Here is a 19,681-nt window from a genome sequence, read left to right as displayed (position 1 = left end):
GTAAGCGCTGGTAATCGCTGGTAACTCAGGGCAAACACTGCCCATACTAGGCTAGCCCCGACCGACCGGTGCCACTGGTTGCCACTCCCTGTACGGGCCAATCTGTGTGGTTACGTTACGCACATGTGATACGCGGACAGCGAAAGTGACCCATCCTTGCCATGGATCTGCGTCGAATGCTGGTTATATGGATGTACGGAACTACTAAGGAGGCCGACATGACAACAGCAGTTGCAGACCGCACGCTAAACGCAGCTGACCGGTGCGATCGTTGCGGAGCCCAGGCATATGTCCGCGTTGTACTCGAGTCCTCCGGTGGTGAGCTGCTTTTCTGCGGCCACCACGCACGTGCAGTTGAAGCTACGCTCCGGCCCATGACTTCGGACTGGCACGATGAGACCGAGCGCCTCAACGAGAAGGCACCCGTCCCCGTCGACTAGGCAGGGCAGCCCGCACAGCCGGACTCCCTTGTTCAGCAAGTATTGTGTTGATCAGATAACGAGGCTCCTCCCATCAGGGAGGGGCCTCGTTGCTTCCCGGGTGTGCCCGGGAATTTGCCCCTTGAACGGCAATCAACAAAAAGCGGCCCGGTCGGTTATCCGACTGGGCTGCTTTTGCAGTGCGGGCAGATTTAGTCCAGGTAGTCCCGGAGGACCTGCGAGCGGGACGGGTGCCGCAGCTTGGACATTGTCTTCGATTCGATCTGGCGGATGCGCTCACGCGTGACTCCGTAGACCTTGCCGATTTCGTCTAAAGTCTTCGGCTGGCCGTCCGTCAGGCCGAATCGCATGGCCACCACGCCGGCTTCGCGCTCAGACAGGGTGTCCAGCACCGAGTGAAGCTGCTCCTGCAGGAGCGTGAAGCTGACAGCGTCGGCCGGAACTACAGCTTCCGAGTCCTCAATCAGGTCACCGAATTCGGAGTCTCCATCCTCGCCGAGCGGGGTGTGGAGCGAGATCGGCTCGCGTCCGTACTTCTGGACCTCTACGACCTTCTCAGGGGTCATATCCAGCTCCAGAGCCAGCTCTTCCGGCGTTGGTTCGCGGCCAAGGTCCTGGAGCATTTGCCGCTGGACACGTGCCAGCTTGTTGATGACTTCCACCATGTGCACCGGAATACGGATGGTGCGGGCCTGGTCAGCCATGGCGCGCGTGATGGCCTGGCGGATCCACCAGGTGGCGTACGTGGAGAACTTGAAGCCCTTGGTGTAGTCGAACTTCTCCACTGCACGAATAAGGCCAAGGTTGCCTTCCTGGATCAGGTCCAGGAAGAGCATGCCACGACCCGTGTAGCGCTTGGCCAAGGAAACGACGAGACGCAGGTTGGCCTCGAGCAGGTGGTTCTTGGCGCGCTTTCCGTCGTGAATGACGAACTCAAGTTCACGCTTGAGTTTGGGATCCATGGATCCGTCATCAGCGTTGATCTTTTCCTCGGCAAAAAGGCCGGCTTCAATGCGAAGCGCCAGGTCCACTTCCTGCTCTGCGTTCAGCAGGGCGACCTTGCCGATCTGCTTCAGGTAGTCCTTGACGGGGTCGGCGGTTGCGCCCGCGGACATGACCTGCTGGACCGGGGCGTCGTCGTCGTCAGCGTCGGAGTAGACGAATCCCGAGCCGGACGGGGCGGGCTTGTCCTTGGCGGCGGCTGCGCCATCCTCGGTGTCATCTTCCCCGACTTCGACTTCCTCCGCTGCTGCGGGATCAAAGTCTTCGTCCTCGGCAGTGGCTTCCTCGGAGTCGGAGCCGGACTTGTTAGCGGCCTCAGCGGCGGCCTTCGCGCCGGGCTTGGGCCCACGCTTCTTCGGTGCGGGCTTGTCAGAGTCACCCTCTGAAGCCTTGTTGGCAGCGCGTGTCGCCGCGCGCTTTGCCGACGTGGCCGCCTTCTTTTCCTCGGCGGTCAATTCAGCCTGGGCGGCGGGTTCCTTCTCGACGGAAGACGGAGTCACAGAAAACCTTTCTAGCGGCGGTCTGTGGAATCACCATACGGGCAACACCACTATGACCCTGTCAAGTCCGCGATCAATTTCAAATGCGATCGCCGTCTGCAGAGTCTGTAGATAGAACTCCCGACAACGCTGATTTGTTCCCGTTTCCGGGCTCAAGCAGGCATTCAAACGCGGACCCAACCGGGTCTCGGCATCCATTGTCTCACGGTTTTGCGAAACCCATGCCTGTTGAAGTTCCACCACGTGGGTACAGGCGTCCTACACAGGTGCTTGTCTGGGCCCCCTCCACGCCGAGCCGGGCCGGCTCGCCCACCGACAAACGGCGCCCTGGCCCAGGACCTCCATCAGCAGTTCGGCCAACCGATAACCAGGACGGGCAGTTTCGGCCCGAGCAAGGCATGCATGGGCGATTGAACCGCTGCCCTTGCACCATGTGATCCACCCCTGAAGCGTGAACGCCGCGGCAGCCACATCACCCGACTCTTCTTCCACGCACAGCCCGGCAAGGACGCGGTGCAACGCATCAACGCGAGGCCAGCACGGCGTATCGGGGCGCATTCCCAGCAGGACATCGCCATAAGTGAAGACATCCCCGTGCCCATTCGAACCACTCGGAGCAGTGGCCGGCGGGTAGGTGGCGGATGCCGTTACGACGAGTTCGCCAACATCAAACGGCGGCGCGCACGACTCGTCGTCGCTGAAAAATTCAAAAGCAGCAGCGCCCGATACTGCAGAGTCCATGCCGGCGGCCGCCATCACCACCACGGCATCCCGCCAAGCCGGCACCTTCAGCGTGGTCCTGAGGAATCCGATCAGTTGCGCGTCAGTCTCCGGCTGCAAAGGAGCACCATGCTCGACTCTGGCGAGGACGTGATGCCAGACCGCAAGGACGGATTCCAGGCATCGCCCACTGCGCCATGTGCCGAGGATGCGCTCTCCCCATCGGATCTCCGCTTCCATCACGGAAGGATCCAACGGTCCTGATCTGGCAAGTGAGGGTTGTCCGGTGCCGCTCCTCGGCGACGGACCGACTGCACTCCCCTGGTAAACGAGCTCAGCGTTCAAGCGGCTGTCCTTGATGCGGGCCACCGGAAGTCCTGGATCCGGGCAACAGCTTTTGTCCGAACAGAAGGCGCTGCGCCAATAGTTGGTTCCGATCAGCCAGGCATCCCGCACCGACAAGTCAACCTCGTCGAGGGACAGTTGCAAGGCTTCAATCATTGGCATCGCCTGGTCGACGACGGTTCCATCGGCCCAACCGGATTCGGTGTAGACAGCAAGCACCACACCGTTGGCGGCTTCGTCCGCCACCAGGTATTGGCGTATCTGTTCAGCGAAACCGACAAGTGCCCGGGGCGACCGACGGGACGGCAGATCCACCCGCAGCGTGGCTCCCAGCATTTTCCCCTGCATGGTGATGGCAACCAGGCTGTCCTCGGGCCAATAGCCCAGCAGGTGGGGGATATAGCCAAGAATGTCTTCAGGTTGGTGGATGCTCAGTGTTCTCTTGGTGGTCATGCATCCAGCCTGCGTACGTCCGGCTGGCAGAAACAGACCATACCTTGCCTATGTGGAAAAGCTGGTCCGTTTCACGCCGGGGCAAGGGCGGCAGCCGCGCTACTGATCCTTTGCGGCGGTGGCACGCGAGGCGCGCCTTTTTTCCACGCGCTCCCGGCGCTGATTGGCCAGGGTTGCCACCAACGGCTGTACATGGATTCCCTGGGCGGCCATCTGCCGCCGGACTTTACGCCGGGTCACCAGGATGAGGACCGTTCCCAGGCCAAGGAGCAGGAACTGCACGCTGAGTGCGATGCGGAACGGTGCCAGTCCGTACAAATCGCCACCCGAGAAACCGCTGGCATTCAAGAGGTCCAGAACCAGGCCGATGAGGTAAATCGCAACAAGTGCCGCAATGAAGCCACCCACGTTCACAATTCCGGTTGCCGTGCCGATCCGGTGCGAGGGGTTGAATGTCCGTGCAAAGTCGAAACCGATCATGGACCCCGGACCTCCAACCGCCAATACCACTACCAGCACGACCAGCATCCACAACGGAGCGCGGTCAGGAAGGAGGAGAACGGCAGCCCACGCCACAGCGGTGGCAAAGGTGATCAGCAGGACCATCGCTGAGCGTCTCATGGGGTGTTTGGAGACGAAACGGCCAAAGCCCGGACCCGCAATGATGGCGGTTGCCACAAAGAGCGCCATCAAAGCGGAGACTGTTCCGGCATCAAGTCCCTGGGCCGAGAGCAGGAAAGGGTAGCCCCAGGTCATGGCGAACAGGTTTCCGCTGAACTGGACGGTGAAGTGGCTCCACAGCCCCAGCCGGGTCCCCGGCTGTTTCCAAGCGCGTGACAGAGAGACTCCCGTGGCCCTCAGGCCTTGCCCTGACTCCTTGGGCGGATGCCCGGGAGGTGCATCCCGCAGCATCGCGAGTACCAGCACCACAGCCAGCACTGACATGGCCGCAAGGGTGAGGAACGCGGGGGTCCACCCGGAAGTGTGAAGGAGAAGCGCAAACGGAACCACACTGAAGAGCTGCCCCAACTGGCCGGACATCCCGGTGAGCTGGGTAACCAAGGGAACCCTGGCGGGAGCGAACCACAACGGCACCAGACGGATGACCGAAATGAACGTCATGGCGTCACCGGCACCCACCAGGACCCTGCCAAGGACACCTCCGGGCACACTGTCCGCGAACGCGAGCTGCAATTGGCCCAGCCCCATCAGGACTGCTCCCCCGGCGATCATGGCCCGTGAACCGAACCTGTCCACCAAGACGCCGACCGGAATCTGCAGCCCTGCATAGACCAGGAGTTGAAGCACGGTGAAGAAGGAGATGGCGGCTGCACTGGCATGGAACCGCTCAGTAGCCTCCAATCCAGCAACGCCGAAGGACGTTCGTTGCGCCACCGCCACCAGGTAGGCGAACACGCCGATCGTCCAGATAAGCCAGGCGCGGGGTGCATTCACCCCTCAATTATGCCTGTCACCTCCTGAAAGATGATTTATTGAGGCGAGTCCTTACGGGCCAAATAGGCCTCGACTGCAGCTCCGATGTCCTCGGCATTGGGCAGCTCATCGTTCTCGTCCGCCAGCAGCGAGCGGCGGACCACTCCCTCGGATTTCTCGTCGTACCGGGCCTCCAGATTGGTGACCACCGCTTGGACCTCTTCCGAGGCCTCAATCTGTTCCGCGATCTGGCGACCAACTTCCCGGCCTGACTCACGGAGCCGGTCGGTGGGCAGCATCAGCGATGTTGCCGCCCCCAGGTACTCCAGGCCGGCTACAGCCGCCGGAGGATATTCGGCTTCTGACAAGTAATGCGGAACATGGATGACATAGCCCACCACGTTGCGTTCCGCTTCCGTCAGCCGGAGTTCAAGAATGTGGCCGATGGCAGCGGGAACGTCCACAGTGGGCTTCCAGCTGGAAATCCCTTCAATGAGATCGGGGCGGTTGCCATGAACGGTGACTCCCACAGGCCGCGTGTGCGGGACAGGCATGGGGATGGAGTGGATCCATGTGACCAGGTTGACGTCCAGCTCTTCAACAATCCCGACGACGGCCCTTGAGAAACGCTCCCACTGGAGGTCCGGTTCGAAGCCTGCCAGCAACAGGAACGGTTGACCGAGGCCGTCGGTCAACTTATACAGACCAAGCTTGGGGGCCTGGTAATCCTGTACGTGGTCTTCCACGAAGCTGATGTGGGGGCGGCGCGAACGGTAGTCGATCAGTTGGTCGGCATCGAACATGGCCACTACCTCGGCGTCGAGCTCGTCCAGCAGTTCCGCGTTGATCTGCCGGACCACCTGGCCGGCGTCGGCAAAGCCGGTGAATCCCATGACCATGTTCAGCCCGCGGAGCTCAGGGCTGTGGAAGGTCTCGATGTTGCGCGCGTACAGCGATTCAGGGTCCAGGAGGGAGCCGGATATCCGTTCAAACACGGCGTGTTCCTTTCGCAATGACAAAGTAGGGGAAGGTCCCGGAGGTGCCGGCCACATGGCGCCAACGGGGCCGTCGGTAGTAGCGGTGGGATTCCTTTAATCCTTACAACGCTGCACCTCCAGCGGGCATTCCTGCACCGGATGTGCCCCAGCTCTCATTTAATTGCTGTCCGCAGCGTTCAAGAGACTACGATCGAACCGGGCCGGTATCCTCTTGCGACACTGGCCCCTGAAGACCAAGGCCGCCGTCGGAAGAGGACGTCGGGCGCGTACCGGGGCAGGCCGCCAAACATGCGGCCCAGCCATGCAATGCAGAGAGAAGTGAGGCAACATCCTCGTGGTCAAGACTACTGACATCATCCTGGGCATCATCGCCAAGGACCTGAAAAAGTCCCCCAGCGACGCACTTGTGATTGGAGTTGCGCAAGGTGCGGATGGGCCAGTGCTGCTGCCGAATCCGTTGAGCGCAAAGGCAGCCGAGTCCGTTGCGGGCTCCCTCAAACTGTTGGGGATCACCGGCGCTGCCGATCAGGCACACCGGCTCCCGGGCTTGCCGGAGACCGGCTCGGGAATTTTGGTCCTCGCCGGCGTGGGCAAATTGTCGGAATCCGGCAGCCTCCCCGAAGAATCCCTGCGCCGCGCCGCGGGCTCTGCCGTCCGGCAATTGGCCGGCGTCACGTCAGTAACGTTGGCCTTCCCGACCACCGGCGTCACCGATGTCGCGGCCGTCGCCGAGGGTGCCGCCCTTGGCGCCTACTCCTACACGGAGCACCGTTCCAGCAAGGACGGACTGAAAGCCCCTGTAGCCAAGGCCCTGATTTTCTCCGATGTCGATCCCAAGGATGCCCAACCGGCACTGGACCGTGCTGTTGTTGTGGCCCGTGCCGTCAACGCCACCCGGACCCTGGTCAACCAGCCTCCCAGCCACCTCTACCCGGAGTCGTTCGCCGAGTCCGCCAAGGAACTCGCCAAGGGCCTGCCCGTCAAGGTCACTGTCTGGGACGAAAAGCGTCTGGAAAAGGAAGGCTTCGGCGGCATCCTTGGCGTCGGTAAGGGTTCAACCCGACAGCCACGCCTGGTGAAGGTCGAATATGCTCCGGCCAAGGCCACCAGGAAGATTGCCCTCGTGGGCAAGGGCATCACGTTCGACACCGGCGGTATCTCCATCAAGCCGGCCCTCGGGATGGGCGACATGAAGAGCGATATGGCGGGCGCCGCCGTCGTCCTTAATACCGTTTTGGCCATCGCTTCGCTTGGCCTGAACATCAAGGCGACCGCGTGGCTCTGCATTGCGGAGAATATGCCCTCGGGTGCTGCGGCACGGCCTGCCGACGTCTTCACCATCTACGGCGGAAAGACGGTCGAGGTCCTCAACACCGACGCCGAAGGGCGTCTGGTCATGGCCGACGGGCTCGTTGCTGCCAGCCTGGAAAAGCCGGACGCCATTATTGACGTTGCCACACTGACGGGCGCCCAGCTCATCGCGTTGGGACTGCGCACGGCTGGTGTCATGGGCTCCGATTCCGTCACCGCAGCCTTGAAGTCGGCGGCAGACCGGGCAGGCGAACTGGTCTGGCCGATGCCGCTGCCGGAAGAACTGCGCCCAAGCCTGGATTCCCAGGTGGCGGACCTTGCCAACATTGGTGAGCGTAACGGCGGCATGATGACCGCAGCCGTTTTCCTGCGGGAATTCGTCGGCAAGAACGGCGACGGCCAGCAGATCCCTTGGGCACACGTCGATATTGCGGGTCCGTCGTTCAACAACGGCAGCCCCTACGGCTACACCCCCAAGCAGGGAACCGGTTGCACTGTCCGCACCCTGGTTGCCTACGCCGAGGATCTCCTCGCCGTTCCTGCCTAAGCGGCACGCCCCCGCCCATCAGGGCCGCGACGGCCCTTGCCGGACACCCTGCAAGGGCCGCGCAACCCCGGAATTATGCGGCGTGTAGCGCTGTGTCACAAGTGAACGTGAGTCTCGACACAAGCGCTCCACAAAACGCCCGCCGAGGGTGGAGCATGGGTAGGTGGTTCGCTAAGGTGAACTCGATAGTCACAAATGCAAGAGAACTTAGGTGCTGGCATAATCACGGCAGAACAAGTTCCAAAGACCAGATGGCACGCAGTCCCGTGTCATCATTCACGCGAGGGAGCGTTTTAGTGGCCGATCAGGCAACTGCGCAAGAATTCGACATCCTGGTACTCGGTGGCGGCAGCGGCGGCTACGCCACTGCCCTGCGGGCCGTACAGCTTGGGTTCACCGTTGGCCTTGTGGAAAAGGCAAAGCTCGGCGGAACCTGCCTGCACAACGGTTGTATTCCCACCAAGGCACTCCTGCACTCGGCCGAACTGGCCGACCATGCACGCGATTCCGCCAAGTATGGTGTGAATGTCACGCTGGACAGCATCGACATGCCGGCCGTGAACGCCTACAAGGACGGCATCATCGCCGGTAAGTACAAGGGCCTCCAAGGACTCATCAAGTCCAAGGGCATCACCGTCATCGAGGGTGAAGGCAAGCTTCAGGGCAACAACACGGTAGTAGTCAACGGCACCCCCTACACGGGCAAGAACATTGTCCTGGCCACCGGTTCCTACTCACGCTCCCTGCCTGGCCTGGAAATCGGCGGCAAGGTCATCACCTCCGACCAGGCGTTGACCATGGACTACATCCCCAAGAGCGCAATCGTCCTCGGCGGCGGCGTCATCGGCGTCGAATTCGCTTCCGTATGGAAGTCGTTCGGCGTAGACGTCACCATCATCGAGGGCCTCCCCTCCCTGGTTCCCAACGAAGACGCCTCGATCGTCAAGAACCTTGAGCGTGCCTTCAAGAAGCGCGGCATCAAGTTCACCACCGGCATCTTCTTCCAGGGCGTCGAACAGAACGACGACGGCGTCAAGGTCACCTTGGTGGACGGCCAGACCTTCGAAGCCGACCTCCTGCTCGTGGCCGTCGGGCGCGGTCCTGTGACCGCCAACCTGGGCTACGAAGAAGCCGGCCTCACCATTGACCGCGGATTCGTCATCACCAACGAACGTCTCCACACCGGCGTCGGCAACATCTACGCCGTGGGCGACATCGTCCCCGGCGTCCAGCTCGCACACCGCGGCTACCAGCAGGGCATCTTCGTCGCCGAGGAAATCGCCGGCCTGAACCCGGCAATCGTCGAGGACATCAACATCCCCAAGGTCACCTACTGCGAGCCCGAAATCGCCACGGTCGGCTACACCGAAAAGGCCGCCAAGGAGAAGTTCGGCGACGACCAGGTGCAGACCCAGGAGTACAACCTTGCCGGCAACGGCAAGAGCTCAATCCTCGGCACCGGTGGCATCGTCAAGCTCGTACGCCAGAAGGACGGCCCCGTGGTGGGCATCCACATGATCGGCTCCCGTATGGGCGAGCAGATCGGTGAGGCCCAGCTGATCGTGAACTGGGAAGCCTACCCGGAGGACGTGGCCCAGCTGGTCCACGCCCACCCCACCCAGAACGAAAGCCTGGGCGAAGCCCACCTTGCCCTCGCGGGCAAAGCTCTCCACGGCTAAGTCTTACCAAGACCCACGGTTCAGGCGCATGCAGCGGAAAATGCCGCATGCGCCTGAACCGGACCAGCAGAATTCATCCGCACAAAGATCAATAAGGAGAACGGGGACGACATGTCTGAATCCGTTAACTTGCCCGCCCTCGGTGAGAGTGTCACCGAAGGAACCGTCACCCGCTGGCTCAAGCAGGTTGGTGACCGGGTAGAGATCGACGAGCCGCTGCTCGAGGTTTCAACCGACAAAGTAGACACCGAAATCCCTTCTCCGATCTCAGGCGTCATCGAAGAAATCCTCGTCGCTGAAGACGAGACCGCTGAAGTTGGCGCCCCCTTGGTCCGCATCGGCGACGGCTCCGGCTCAGGTGCTCCTGCTGCCGAGGCTGCTCCGGCCGAGGAGGCACCGGCTGCTCCCGCAGAGCAGCCGGCAGCCGCCCAGGAGGCTCCGGCTGCACCAGCAGCAGAGGAAGCTCCTGCTGCCGAGGCACCCGCCGCTTCCGGCGGCGAAGGCCATGAAGTAACCCTCCCCGCGTTGGGTGAAAGCGTTACCGAAGGTACCGTGACCCGGTGGCTCAAGGCTATAGGCGACACTGTGGAGGTGGATGAGCCCCTTCTGGAAGTTTCCACCGACAAGGTCGACACCGAAATCCCGTCGCCGGTTGCGGGCACCCTGCAGGAAATCCGCGTCAACGAGGACGAGACCGCTGAGGTTGGCTCCGTCCTTGCCGTCATCGGTTCCGGCGCAGCGGCACCGGCCGCCGCTCCCGCACCCGCGGCACCTGCCGCTGCACCCGCGGCACCTGCCGCTCCGGCCGCTCCCGCTGCCGCTCCGGCCGCACCTGCTGCCGCTCCGGCCGCACCTGCTGCCGCTCCGGCCGCACCTGCTGCCGCTCCGGCCGCACCTGCTGCTGAAGGTTCTTCGGAATCCGGTTACGTCACTCCCTTGGTCCGCAAACTTGCCAACCAGCACGGTGTGGACATTGCTTCCGTCTCCGGTACCGGCGTCGGTGGCCGTATCCGCAAGCAGGATGTCCTGGCCGCTGCCGAAGCCAAGCAGGCCGCCGCTGCCCCCGCAGCATCGGCTCCCGCAGCCGCAGCCCCCGCTGCCAAGACCGCTGCTCCGGTAGCAGCATCGTCCCTGCGCGGCACCACGGAAAAGGCACCACGTATCCGCCAGGTCATCGCCCGCCGCATGCGCGAGTCCCTTGAGGTCTCCACCCAGCTGACGCAGGTGCACGAGGTCGACATGACCAAGATTGCCAAGCTCCGCCTCAAGGCCAAGAACCAGTTCCTGGCCCAGAATGGCGTCAAGCTCACCTTCCTGCCGTTCATTGCCAAGGCTGTAGCCGAAGCCCTGAAGCAGCACCCCAAGCTGAACGCTGCTTACGACGAGTCCAAGCAGGAAATCACCTACCACAACGCCGAGCACCTGGCGATCGCCGTCGACACCGACAAGGGCCTTCTGGTTCCGGTCATCTCCGACGCCGGCAACCTGAACCTTGCGGGCCTCGCTGGCAAGATCGCCGATGTCGCAGGCCGCACCCGCGACGGCAAGATCGGCCCGGACGAGCTGTCCGGCGGTACGTTCAGCATCACCAACATCGGTTCTGTTGGCGCACTGTTCGACACGCCGATCATCAACCAGCCGCAGGTGGGTATTCTCGGAACCGGTGCGATTGTCAAGCGTGCCGTGGTGGTTGCTGACGAAAATGGCGACGACTCGATTGCCATCCGCTCCATGATGTACCTTTCCCTGACGTACGACCACCGTTTGGTGGACGGCGCAGACGCCGGCCGCTTCCTGCAGACCCTCAAGGCCCGCCTTGAGGAAGGTGCGTTCGAAGCCGACCTTGGCCTCTAGGGCTTAGCGACACAACGTCCTGCTGTGACGTAAAAGGGGCAGGTCACCGGAAATCCGGTGGCCTGCCCCTTTGCTGTATCCGCTCCGCGTGGCTTTGCTACGGGACGTAGAACCAACTCGATAAGCTGGGTCCATGAGTATCCTCTTCAGCATTCTGGTGTTCTTGCACATCGTCGGCGCGGCCATGATTGTGGGCTACTGGATCGCCACCATCAAGGAGCCAACCATCCACCCGCGCCAGCGCGATGGCGCCTTCCTCCAGCTCCTGACCGGCATCGCCATGATGGGTTTGTTCCCCTTGCTGCCTGATGCCGATCCCAACTACTTCAAACTCGGGGTTAAGTTCGCCATTGGGGTCGCTGTGGCTGTCCTTGCCGTCATTGGCTCGCGCAAGGTCAAGAAGGGCGAGCCTGTCTCCACCGGGCTGGCTCATGGTGTGGGCGGCCTTGCCCTGGTGAACATCGCCATCGCCACGCTCTGGAACTGACCCGGCACCATACTGACGCCGGGCAGCGTCAACCGCGTTGATCATAATGGACGCGATTCCAAGGCCCCGGCTTGTCCGCGCAGGGGTATGTTTTCCCGTCTTCATCCCGCCAGTCAAGGGGTCACAATCCACTGACAGCGGAATGTCCGTGCGGTCCCACGGGCAAATCCCTAGGATGGAAACCGGTGGCACCTGCCTCAGGCTGGTTGCCGACTCACAACGACTTCAAGGAGTGGAAATGGCAGCAACACGCACCGCACACACGGTTTGGAACGGCAACCTGATCGAGGGCGCCGGCAACACGACGCTGGACAGCTCAGGCCTGGGCACGTTCGATGTCACCTGGAAGGCACGTACCGAACAGTCCGGCGGCAAGACCAGCCCTGAAGAACTGATCGCCGCGGCCCACTCCGCATGCTTCTCCATGGCTTTCAGCCACGCCCTCGCCGGTGAAGGTTTCACTGCTGAGGAAGTCAACACCAAGGCAGATGTCACCTTCGTTCCCGGAACCGGCATCACCGGGAGCCACCTGACCATGACCGCAAAGGTTCCTGGCCTGTCCGAAGAGGACTTCCGCCGGATCTCCGAAGACGCGAAGACAGGCTGCCCCGTTTCGGGTGCACTGGCCAGCATCGAGATCACCCTGGATGCCACGCTCTCCGTCTAGCTCCACCTTGTACTGAACAGCACCACTGAACCACAAGAAGAGCCCCGCCGTTCCTTCACGGAAACGGCGGGGCTCTTCGCTGTTGAACCTTCTGCCCTTAGCCCTTCTGCGGACGTGAGGGCAACGGTTCCGGACGGACCTTGCGGTAGCCCTCGCGGAGGGGAGGCCTGTCCGTGGGCAGTTCCTGGATCATTTCCTTGAGTGCACCAATGCCGTACTCCAGCTGGGGATCAGTACCGGCGGCATAGGCGTGGGGCGGAAACAGTACTTCGATGTCCGGCTCCACTCCGCGGTTTTCAACATCCCAGCCGATCCCACCGCTGAACCACGTGGCGTACCGGGGTTGCGTCACGCCGGTGCCATCCGCCAGGGCAAAGCGGTTGTCGATGCCCACCACCCCTCCCCATGTCCGCGTACCGATCACAGGGCCAATGCCCCTCAGTTTGGAAACCTGGGTGATGATGTCGCCATCCGACCCCGCAAATTCGTCGGCGAGGATGATCACAGGACCGCGGGGGGCGTGGTCCGGGTAAGTCCGCGGCTTCTCCCCGCGCGGCATGCTCCAGCCAGTGACCTTCCGGCCGATGAGTTCGGCGACCAGCTGTGAGGTGTGCCCGCCACGGTTGCGGCGTACGTCCACAATCAGGCCGTCCAGGGCGGTTTCGGTATCCAGATCGCGGTGGAGCTGCGCCCAGCCGTTGGCCATCATGTCCGGGACGTGCAGGTAACCGAACTTACCGTCCGAGGCCTCCCGCACGGTGCGGCGGTTGGCCCTGACCCAGTCCTGGTAGCGAAGCCTCTCTTCATCACGGACAGGGACAACAGCCACACGACGTTGAGCCCCGGCGGCCCCACCGTGTCCTTCGCCGTTCAGCAGGGTCAGCTCCACTGTCCGGCCGGCTGCTCCCACCAACTGCATTGCTGGCGTCAAAGCCGCCGAAAGTTCGACGCCGTCAATCGCCAGGAGGACGTCACCGGCCTTCGCGTCGGCACCCGGTCGCGTCAAGGGCGAAGTCGCCAGCGGGTCCGAGGACTCCCCCGCCAGGATCCGCGTGATTTCCCAGCCTTTGCTGCCGAAGTGAAGCTCAGCACCCAGGCGGCCCTGGCCGTTACGCCCTGGCTCGCTCACAGCGGCAGGCTTGACGTAGGCGTGCGACGTTCCCAGCTCACCGTGCATCTCCCACAGCAGGTCCACCAAGTCGTCATGCGAGCCCAAACGGTCCACTATCGGCCGGTATCGTTTGAAGACGGAGTCCCAATCCTGGCCAGCCATGTCTGCGGTCCAGAAGAAGTCACGCTGAAGACGCCAAGCCTCCTCAAAGGCCTGCCCCCAGGCAGCCACAGGGTCAAGAATGACCCGGATCCTGTTCAGCTCCACCTTCACCAGGTCTCCGGATTCCTCGTCCACCTTGGTGTCCGAAGGTACCGAGGTCACCTGCTGGTCCAGGATGTAAACAACCCGCTTGAGGTCACCGGACAACCTGTAGCTGTCCACTGCAGCAACCAAGGTGGTTTTTTTGCGCTTTGCGAGCTCGTACCGCACCAAGGCCGGTGCGGTCTTCTTATCTGCGAGGGTGCCCTTGCCTTCGCCCGTCACGCCGGAGAGTTCAGTATCAAGCCACAACAAGGCACCGTCTGCGACAGACAGCTGCGAGTAGTTCCCTTGCGGCACGGGCACACTGATGACGCGGTGAGCCAGTCCCTCCGGGTCGACACGCACGGAAGGTGCGCCGCCGTCGTCGGACTCCACCGAGGCAGCCGCCCCGTCCTCCAGCGCATCAACGGACGGGCCAAAAGGTGAAGGCGTGTCCGCAGCCAAGGCCACAAGATACGGCTTGATGGGGCTCGGGAAGGACAGGTCGAAGGAGTGGCCGTCATAGACGGGGTCGAAACTTCGGTTCGACAGGAAAGCGAGGAACTTCCCGTCAGGGGTGAACCGAGGTGATTCGTCGCAGAAACGGCCGTCGGTGACATCGATGATGCCCGCCTCAGCGTCACTTGGGCGGGTGATGCGGAGCTTACTCCGCGAACCGAAAGATGTGACGGGCTCTGACCACACCAGCCACTGCGAATCCCCGGACCACGCCAGTTGTTCGATGCTCCCCTCACCCACGCTGACAACAAGGCTCAACGTTCCCTGGGCCGTGTCTGCAACGTAGACGTCCCCAAAGGAGGTCCCCACTGCGAGCCATCGTCCATCCGGGCTCGCCTCGAGTGCACTTGTGCGCGTCGGCGACGGGAATTCAATCCGGACGTCCACCGCGTCCTCCGCCGTTTCAGGGACTGGCGGCGCGTCCGTGGCACTCACAGTGTCAGCGGACGGTTCGGCCGGCGTGCCGGATCCCGCGCCGGTTGGCGGCGTGACAGGGACTGTTGCCCGCGCCGCAGTACTTGCCTGCCCCAACACGTTGGACGCGGACACCGGTTTGGGCAGTGGATCAGATTCATTGTCCGGAGCCGGCGTCGGAACAACCGCGTCGGGCACGTCCACGACTGCCGACAATCGCGAGGCGATGCGCTTGATGTACAGGGCTTCAACGGACTCATGGTCAGCGACGTAGGCAATCCGGCCGCCGGTCAGCGGACGCGGCAGGCGGGCCCGCACCCCGGGTGTCGCCTCGACTACACGCGATGGTCCGTCCTTATGCCGGAGCCAGTGGAGCGTTCCGTGCGACTCCACGGCACTGGCTGTACCCGACGCGTTGGGAGCGACGTCGCCGAGGTGCGCAGCGACTTTTAGGGGCGCTGGACGGCGGGCCGGCGAGGCCGAACCCAGCGTAATATCCAGTTTGCTTGCCTCGGCGTCGGCATCGAGTGAAGGAAGCATCCACAGCTCGCCGGCTGATTCAAAGATCACCCGGTCACCGTCGGTGCCCGCATGCCGGACGTAGAAGTCTTCGTGATCGGTGTGGCGGCGCAGCCCCGACCCGTCCGGAAGTACGGAGTAGAGGTTGCCGTACCCCTCATGGTCCGAAAGGAAGGCGATGCGTCCTTTCACCCACAGGGGGTCAGTGAGGTTCCCTTCGATCTCCGGAACCAGGCGCTCGAACTCACCGTTACCGTCGGCGTCGATCCACAGTTTGCCCGCCGTGCCGCCCCGGTACCGCTTCCACCAAGCAGGTTCCCGGGAAAGGACACTGGCCAACACCACGGGCTTCTCGTCACCGATTTCGGGACCAAAGGCAACTGCCTCGACGGGTCCAAAGGGAAGTTCGACGGCGGCACCCCCGTCAAGGGGGACACTGTAGGCATGCGTGTGGCGGCTTTCGGACTGCTGGAAGGCGCTGGTCACCACCACGTTTCCTGACGGTGTGAAGCCCTTGACTTTAGTGGTGCTGTGGCCGAAGTACGTCAGCTGCCTGTAGCCACCGCCGTCGACGTTGGCCGTGACAACCTCCGGAGACGTTCCCACAATCACCGTCCACACGAGTCGTTTTCCGTCCGGAGTGAAGCGGGGGTTCCTTGCCGGCAGTTGCTGGGACGAAACCCGCCAGGCACGCCCGCCGGAAAGGGGGGCCACCCAGATATCGTCTTCGGCCACGAAAGTGACCAGATCGCCGTGCACATGCGGGAAACGGAGGTAGCTGGAGGAGGTCATTGTTCGATCATAGTCAAGAGGCGCCCAGCCTCAGCGGCACCGACAGGCGTTTCCGCCATACACGTTTCCCATGGTGAGATGGGTCATGAGAATCGTGATGTCCGGAGCGTCAGGAATGATCGGAACGGCTTTATCGGAGCACCTGGCCGGCCACGGCCATGAGGTCATCCGGTTGGTGCGGAGGCCCGCCAAGGACCCCGGTGAATGGACGTGGAACCCGGCCGCGGGGCAACTCGACGAAGCCGTCCTGGACACGGCCGAGGCCGTCATCAACCTTTCCGGAGCCGGAATCGGGGACCGCCCGTGGACCAAGAAGCGCATCCAGGAACTCCGGGATTCCCGGCTCGAAGCTACCAGGACCCTGACCGACGCCATGGGAAGGCTCGGCACACCACCGGCCACCTTCATCAGCCAATCCGCCTCCGGATACTACGGTGCCTCACGCGAGGGCCTTCTGCGGGAGGATTCGGGGCCCGGCCATGGCGTGCTGGGAAACTTGTGCGTCGAATGGGAACGAACAGCCCGGACCGCACCATCTGGTGTGCGGGTAGTGACTCCACGGACCGGCGTAGTACTCAGCACCTCAGGGGGCGCGCTTGGACCCCTCTTCCCTTTGCTGAGGATCGGGCTGGGCGGGCCGTTTGGAAACGGGCGGCAGTACTGGCCTTGGATCACATTGGCCGATGAAGTGGCTGCATTGGCGCATCTTCTGAGAACTGACATTGATGGCGCGGTGAATGTTTGCGCCCCGGAAAGCGCAGACGTCAACACGATCGTCGCCGCCCTGGCCAAAGCCTTCCACCGGCCAGCCTTCTTACGTGTCCCCCGTCCCGCTTTGCGGTTGGTGCTGGGGCGGCTTGCCGATGAGCTGGTTCTAGCCAACCAGAGAATGGAGCCTGCCCGGCTGTCGGACGCTGGTTTCACGTGGGAGCACCCATCCTTATCTGACGCCATGGCCTGGTTGACCAAGGACAGGGCACGCTGACCGGGCGGTTGGCCGTCAGCCATTGGTCGCTGGACCAGTGTGGTCCAGCGTGTCGCTTTCCTTGCCGGTGCTTGGAGCGAGGATTTCTGAAATCCACCATCGCCCGTCAGCGCGAACGACGTGAACGCGAAGCTTCTGCGGCGGGCCGGCAGGCTGTGGCCGGGCTTTGGCTCCTGAGGCATCACGTTCTTGATAGCCGGATGTCGCGACAGTCACCGTGACCACGGCGTCGCCGGCCTCCCCGGGTTCGGACACGCCATCCGCGGATAACGTCGTCGAGAATCCGGCGTACATCGTTCCGGTTTTCCGCAGGTGGTCCGCCAGCAGCTGGTCAGAGGCTTCCGCGGGTGATCCAGCGGCATTGACCAAAGCCAATAACTCAGGTCTTCCCTGCCCCAGTGCAATGTCGCGCACGGATGCCAGCGTGGCAACGGCCACTGCCGGATCTTCGGCGTGGAGTCCTTCGGCCAGTTCTTCCGGCAGAGCGGCGGACACCGTGGTTCCTGGCCCTGGGGCCGGATTCAAGGTCTCCGCCGCTGCTTGCTGCGGCTGCGCAGATAACTCCAGGCTTTGATGCTGCGGGTTCTGCGGCCACAGTATCCATGCCGCGATGCCGAGCAGCAACCCGGTAGTCAGTACGGCCGCAAGGACCCTGACCCTGGCCCAGAGGCCACGACGTTGGGGCCGCCGGCCCTCCGGACGAAATCCAGGCTGTAGTCCAAGCGGAAGGAAACTCCGCCATGATCCAAACCATCGGGGCATGCGCCGTGCGGGACGCCCCAAGGCCTGGCGGCGGGTCAGCAGGTCAGGAATGACGGAGGAATGTACGGCGCCGGACAAGTCCACCGGCTCCGGCGCCGCGCTCCTGAAGATCGCCATGGCCAGTTCCCTGGCAGCAGGCCGCACCGACGCATCGACATCCAGCGCAGCCTCCAAGGCGGCCACCAACGACCTCGGAACATCCGGAACCAGCACAGACAACGGCGGCCGGTGTTGAGTGGTCTCCGGTGCCGCCCCCGTCAGGCAGTACCACCCGACGGCGGCAAGGGAATAGACATCACGCGCCGGCTGGAGTTCCTGCAATGCGTCGGTCCCACTGCCGGCAACTGCGCCACCTGGCGACGTGAAGCCGGGTGTTCCAGCCTCAAGGTTTGGCCGGCCACCTCCCACCACGGAGGCAATGCCCAGGTCCGCGAGCAGTGGCTTCCCCTCGGCAGTGAAGAGGATATTTCCAGGCGCCACGTCACCATGCACGGTGCCATTGGCATGGAGGTAGTCCAAGGCCTGGGCAAGAGGGGTCAGAATGGTGACAGCTTCGCCTACATGGAGCCTTCCCCGCCCTGCCATCAGGTTGGCCAGCGAGCCGCCCGCCGCGTAGTCCATGACGATGCCCAGTGTCCCCACGCAGTCGCCTTCAAGCGGAACGACGTCGTGAACCCGAACCAGGTGCTGGTGTTTCAGGCCGGACAGGACCTTGACCTCCCTCGAGGCTTCCTCAAGAACCTTGGATTGCGCCATCTGGGCTCCGGGACTGGCGCACTTAATAGCGAACCGCGCCCCATCGCTGCTCCTGGTGACCAGCCATACAGTAGAAGTACTGCCTTGGCCCAACATGCGGGATGTCACATAGCCCGGAGCGGACGGCGTGACGGCGGCGGGCGGATCCAGAGTTTCCATAGACAAGATCTACCGGAATACGGAATTTTCCGCAGAAGTTATCCACAGGTCGCAAACAGATCACTCCCTGGCACCAACAGCACGTGATGCGACTGAGAGGTTCGCCACAAAATCATGGACAGTCTGCCGCTGGGTCTAAGCTTGAACCCATGACTCTTGAGTTTTCACAACTGGGTCTTGCCCCTGATTTCGTTGACTACATGCAGGGCTGGGACCTGCAGCGCGAGATCCACAACAAAGTTGTTGCGGGCGAGAAGAACAGCACCGTTTTGCTCCTGGAGCACGCTGCCGTCTATACGGCTGGCAAACTCACGGAAGATCACGAACGACCCTTTGACGGGACGCCCGTCGTTCCCGTGGACCGCGGTGGAAAGTTGACCTGGCATGGTCCAGGACAGCTGATCGCCTATCCCATCCTCAAACTCAAGAACCGCGCCGGTATCCGCGACTATGTGGAACGGCTCGAAGCCATCATGATTGCCGTGATGTCGGACTACGGCATCAACGCCGTGACTGTGAAAGGCCGGGCCGGCGTCTGGCTGCTTGCCGATGACAAAGGTCCGGACCGCAAAATTGCCGCTATCGGTATCCGCGTCCTGGACGGCGTCACCATGCATGGTGTCGCCATCAACTGCAGCAATGACTTGGCGCCTTACGCACAGATCATTGCCTGTGGAATTACCGACGCCAGTGTCACCACCATGTCGCTGGAAGCCGGCCGGACCATCAACCCGGCCGACATCGTTGACCGCTTCGTGGAAGAATTCCGCAAGCATGAAGAAGCACTCATTTCCACCCACGAAGGAGCACTCCAGTGACCCTGGCACCTGAAGGCCGTAAGTTGCTGCGCGTTGAGCAGCGTAACTCGGCGGTCCCGGTTGAACGTAAGCCTGAGTGGATCAAGGCCAAGGTCCAGATGGGTCCTGAGTTCGTCCAGCTCAAGAACCTGGTGAAGAAGGAAGGCCTGCACACTGTGTGTGAAGA

Annotated in this window: 14 protein-coding genes and 1 pseudogene; 9 read left to right on the top strand and 6 right to left on the bottom strand. The window is 62.7% G+C overall.

Features of this window, described 5'->3' with window-relative positions; genetic code table 11:
- Positions 1–218 precede the first annotated feature (218 nt).
- Positions 219–440 carry a DUF7455 domain-containing protein gene (locus WBN73_RS17425; protein WP_018778705.1) on the top strand — a complete coding sequence of 74 codons (222 nt, stop codon included), beginning with the start codon at positions 219–221 and terminating at the stop codon, positions 438–440.
- A gap of 191 nt (positions 441–631) precedes the next feature.
- Here WBN73_RS17425 and WBN73_RS17420 read toward each other — a convergent pair whose 3' ends face one another.
- The 4 genes from WBN73_RS17420 to WBN73_RS17405 all read right to left on the bottom strand — a co-directional run bounded on the left by WBN73_RS17420 (position 632) and on the right by WBN73_RS17405 (position 5,889).
- Positions 632–1,942, bottom strand: coding sequence for an RNA polymerase sigma factor (locus tag WBN73_RS17420; RefSeq protein ID WP_089594537.1), 1,311 nt, complete (start codon positions 1,940–1,942; stop codon positions 632–634).
- 258 nt (positions 1,943–2,200) lie between these two features.
- A complete protein-coding gene (locus WBN73_RS17415; protein WP_337340941.1) occupies positions 2,201–3,460 on the bottom strand; it encodes a DUF4192 domain-containing protein in 1,260 nt (419 codons plus the stop codon).
- A gap of 99 nt (positions 3,461–3,559) precedes the next feature.
- Positions 3,560–4,915, bottom strand: coding sequence for an MFS transporter (locus WBN73_RS17410; RefSeq protein WP_337340942.1), 1,356 nt, complete (start codon positions 4,913–4,915; stop codon positions 3,560–3,562).
- Positions 4,916–4,950: 35 nt separating this feature from the next.
- The gene (locus WBN73_RS17405; RefSeq protein ID WP_337340943.1) at positions 4,951–5,889 is read right to left on the bottom strand and encodes a proteasome assembly chaperone family protein; all 939 of its coding nucleotides are present in this window, start codon (positions 5,887–5,889) and stop codon (positions 4,951–4,953) included.
- A gap of 337 nt (positions 5,890–6,226) precedes the next feature.
- Here WBN73_RS17405 and WBN73_RS17400 point away from each other — a divergent pair, with 337 nt between their 5' ends.
- From WBN73_RS17400 to WBN73_RS17380, 5 genes are all read left to right on the top strand, one after another.
- The gene (locus tag WBN73_RS17400) at positions 6,227–7,750 is read left to right on the top strand and encodes a leucyl aminopeptidase (RefSeq protein WP_337340944.1); all 1,524 of its coding nucleotides are present in this window, start codon (positions 6,227–6,229) and stop codon (positions 7,748–7,750) included.
- A gap of 296 nt (positions 7,751–8,046) precedes the next feature.
- Positions 8,047–9,429 carry a dihydrolipoyl dehydrogenase gene (gene lpdA / locus WBN73_RS17395; RefSeq protein WP_207597152.1) on the top strand — a complete coding sequence of 461 codons (1,383 nt, stop codon included), beginning with the start codon at positions 8,047–8,049 and terminating at the stop codon, positions 9,427–9,429.
- Positions 9,430–9,540: 111 nt separating this feature from the next.
- Complete coding sequence (sucB, locus tag WBN73_RS17390) at positions 9,541–11,283, top strand: 2-oxoglutarate dehydrogenase, E2 component, dihydrolipoamide succinyltransferase (protein ID WP_337340945.1); 1,743 nt, start codon at positions 9,541–9,543, stop codon at positions 11,281–11,283.
- Positions 11,284–11,416: 133 nt separating this feature from the next.
- Entirely contained in the window at positions 11,417–11,770 is a 354-nt protein-coding gene (locus tag WBN73_RS17385) for a hypothetical protein (RefSeq protein WP_207597150.1), read from the top strand.
- Between the two features lie 238 nt (positions 11,771–12,008).
- A complete protein-coding gene (locus WBN73_RS17380; protein ID WP_089594529.1) occupies positions 12,009–12,437 on the top strand; it encodes an OsmC family protein in 429 nt (142 codons plus the stop codon).
- Between the two features lie 97 nt (positions 12,438–12,534).
- Here WBN73_RS17380 and WBN73_RS17375 read toward each other — a convergent pair whose 3' ends face one another.
- Complete coding sequence (locus WBN73_RS17375; protein WP_337340946.1) at positions 12,535–16,035, bottom strand: S41 family peptidase; 3,501 nt, start codon at positions 16,033–16,035, stop codon at positions 12,535–12,537.
- An 85-nt stretch (positions 16,036–16,120) separates the two neighbouring features.
- On the opposite strand from WBN73_RS17375, the gene WBN73_RS17370 reads away from it, so the two are divergent.
- Positions 16,121–17,020 carry a TIGR01777 family oxidoreductase gene (locus WBN73_RS17370; protein ID WP_337340947.1) on the top strand — a complete coding sequence of 300 codons (900 nt, stop codon included), beginning with the start codon at positions 16,121–16,123 and terminating at the stop codon, positions 17,018–17,020.
- Between the two features lie 15 nt (positions 17,021–17,035).
- Here the strand turns inward: WBN73_RS17370 and WBN73_RS17365 are convergent, their stop codons facing one another.
- Positions 17,036–18,697, bottom strand: coding sequence for a serine/threonine-protein kinase (locus tag WBN73_RS17365; protein ID WP_337340948.1), 1,662 nt, complete (start codon positions 18,695–18,697; stop codon positions 17,036–17,038).
- Positions 18,698–18,783: 86 nt separating this feature from the next.
- Between WBN73_RS17365 and lipB the strand changes: the two genes are divergently transcribed.
- The gene (gene lipB, locus WBN73_RS17360; protein ID WP_337340949.1) at positions 18,784–19,515 is read left to right on the top strand and encodes a lipoyl(octanoyl) transferase LipB; all 732 of its coding nucleotides are present in this window, start codon (positions 18,784–18,786) and stop codon (positions 19,513–19,515) included.
- Positions 19,512–19,681 (top strand): annotated as a pseudogene (locus WBN73_RS17355) (lipoyl synthase); the annotation flags it as partial. The gene lipB and the pseudogene WBN73_RS17355, both read left to right, overlap by 4 nt.

Origin of the sequence: Paenarthrobacter sp. CCNWLY172 (assembly GCF_037402035.1) — a bacterium.
Classification (GTDB): Bacteria; Actinomycetota; Actinomycetes; order Actinomycetales; family Micrococcaceae; genus Arthrobacter.
Note: the sequence above shows the minus strand (reverse complement) of the source record. Positions and strands in the feature narration are given on the sequence as shown.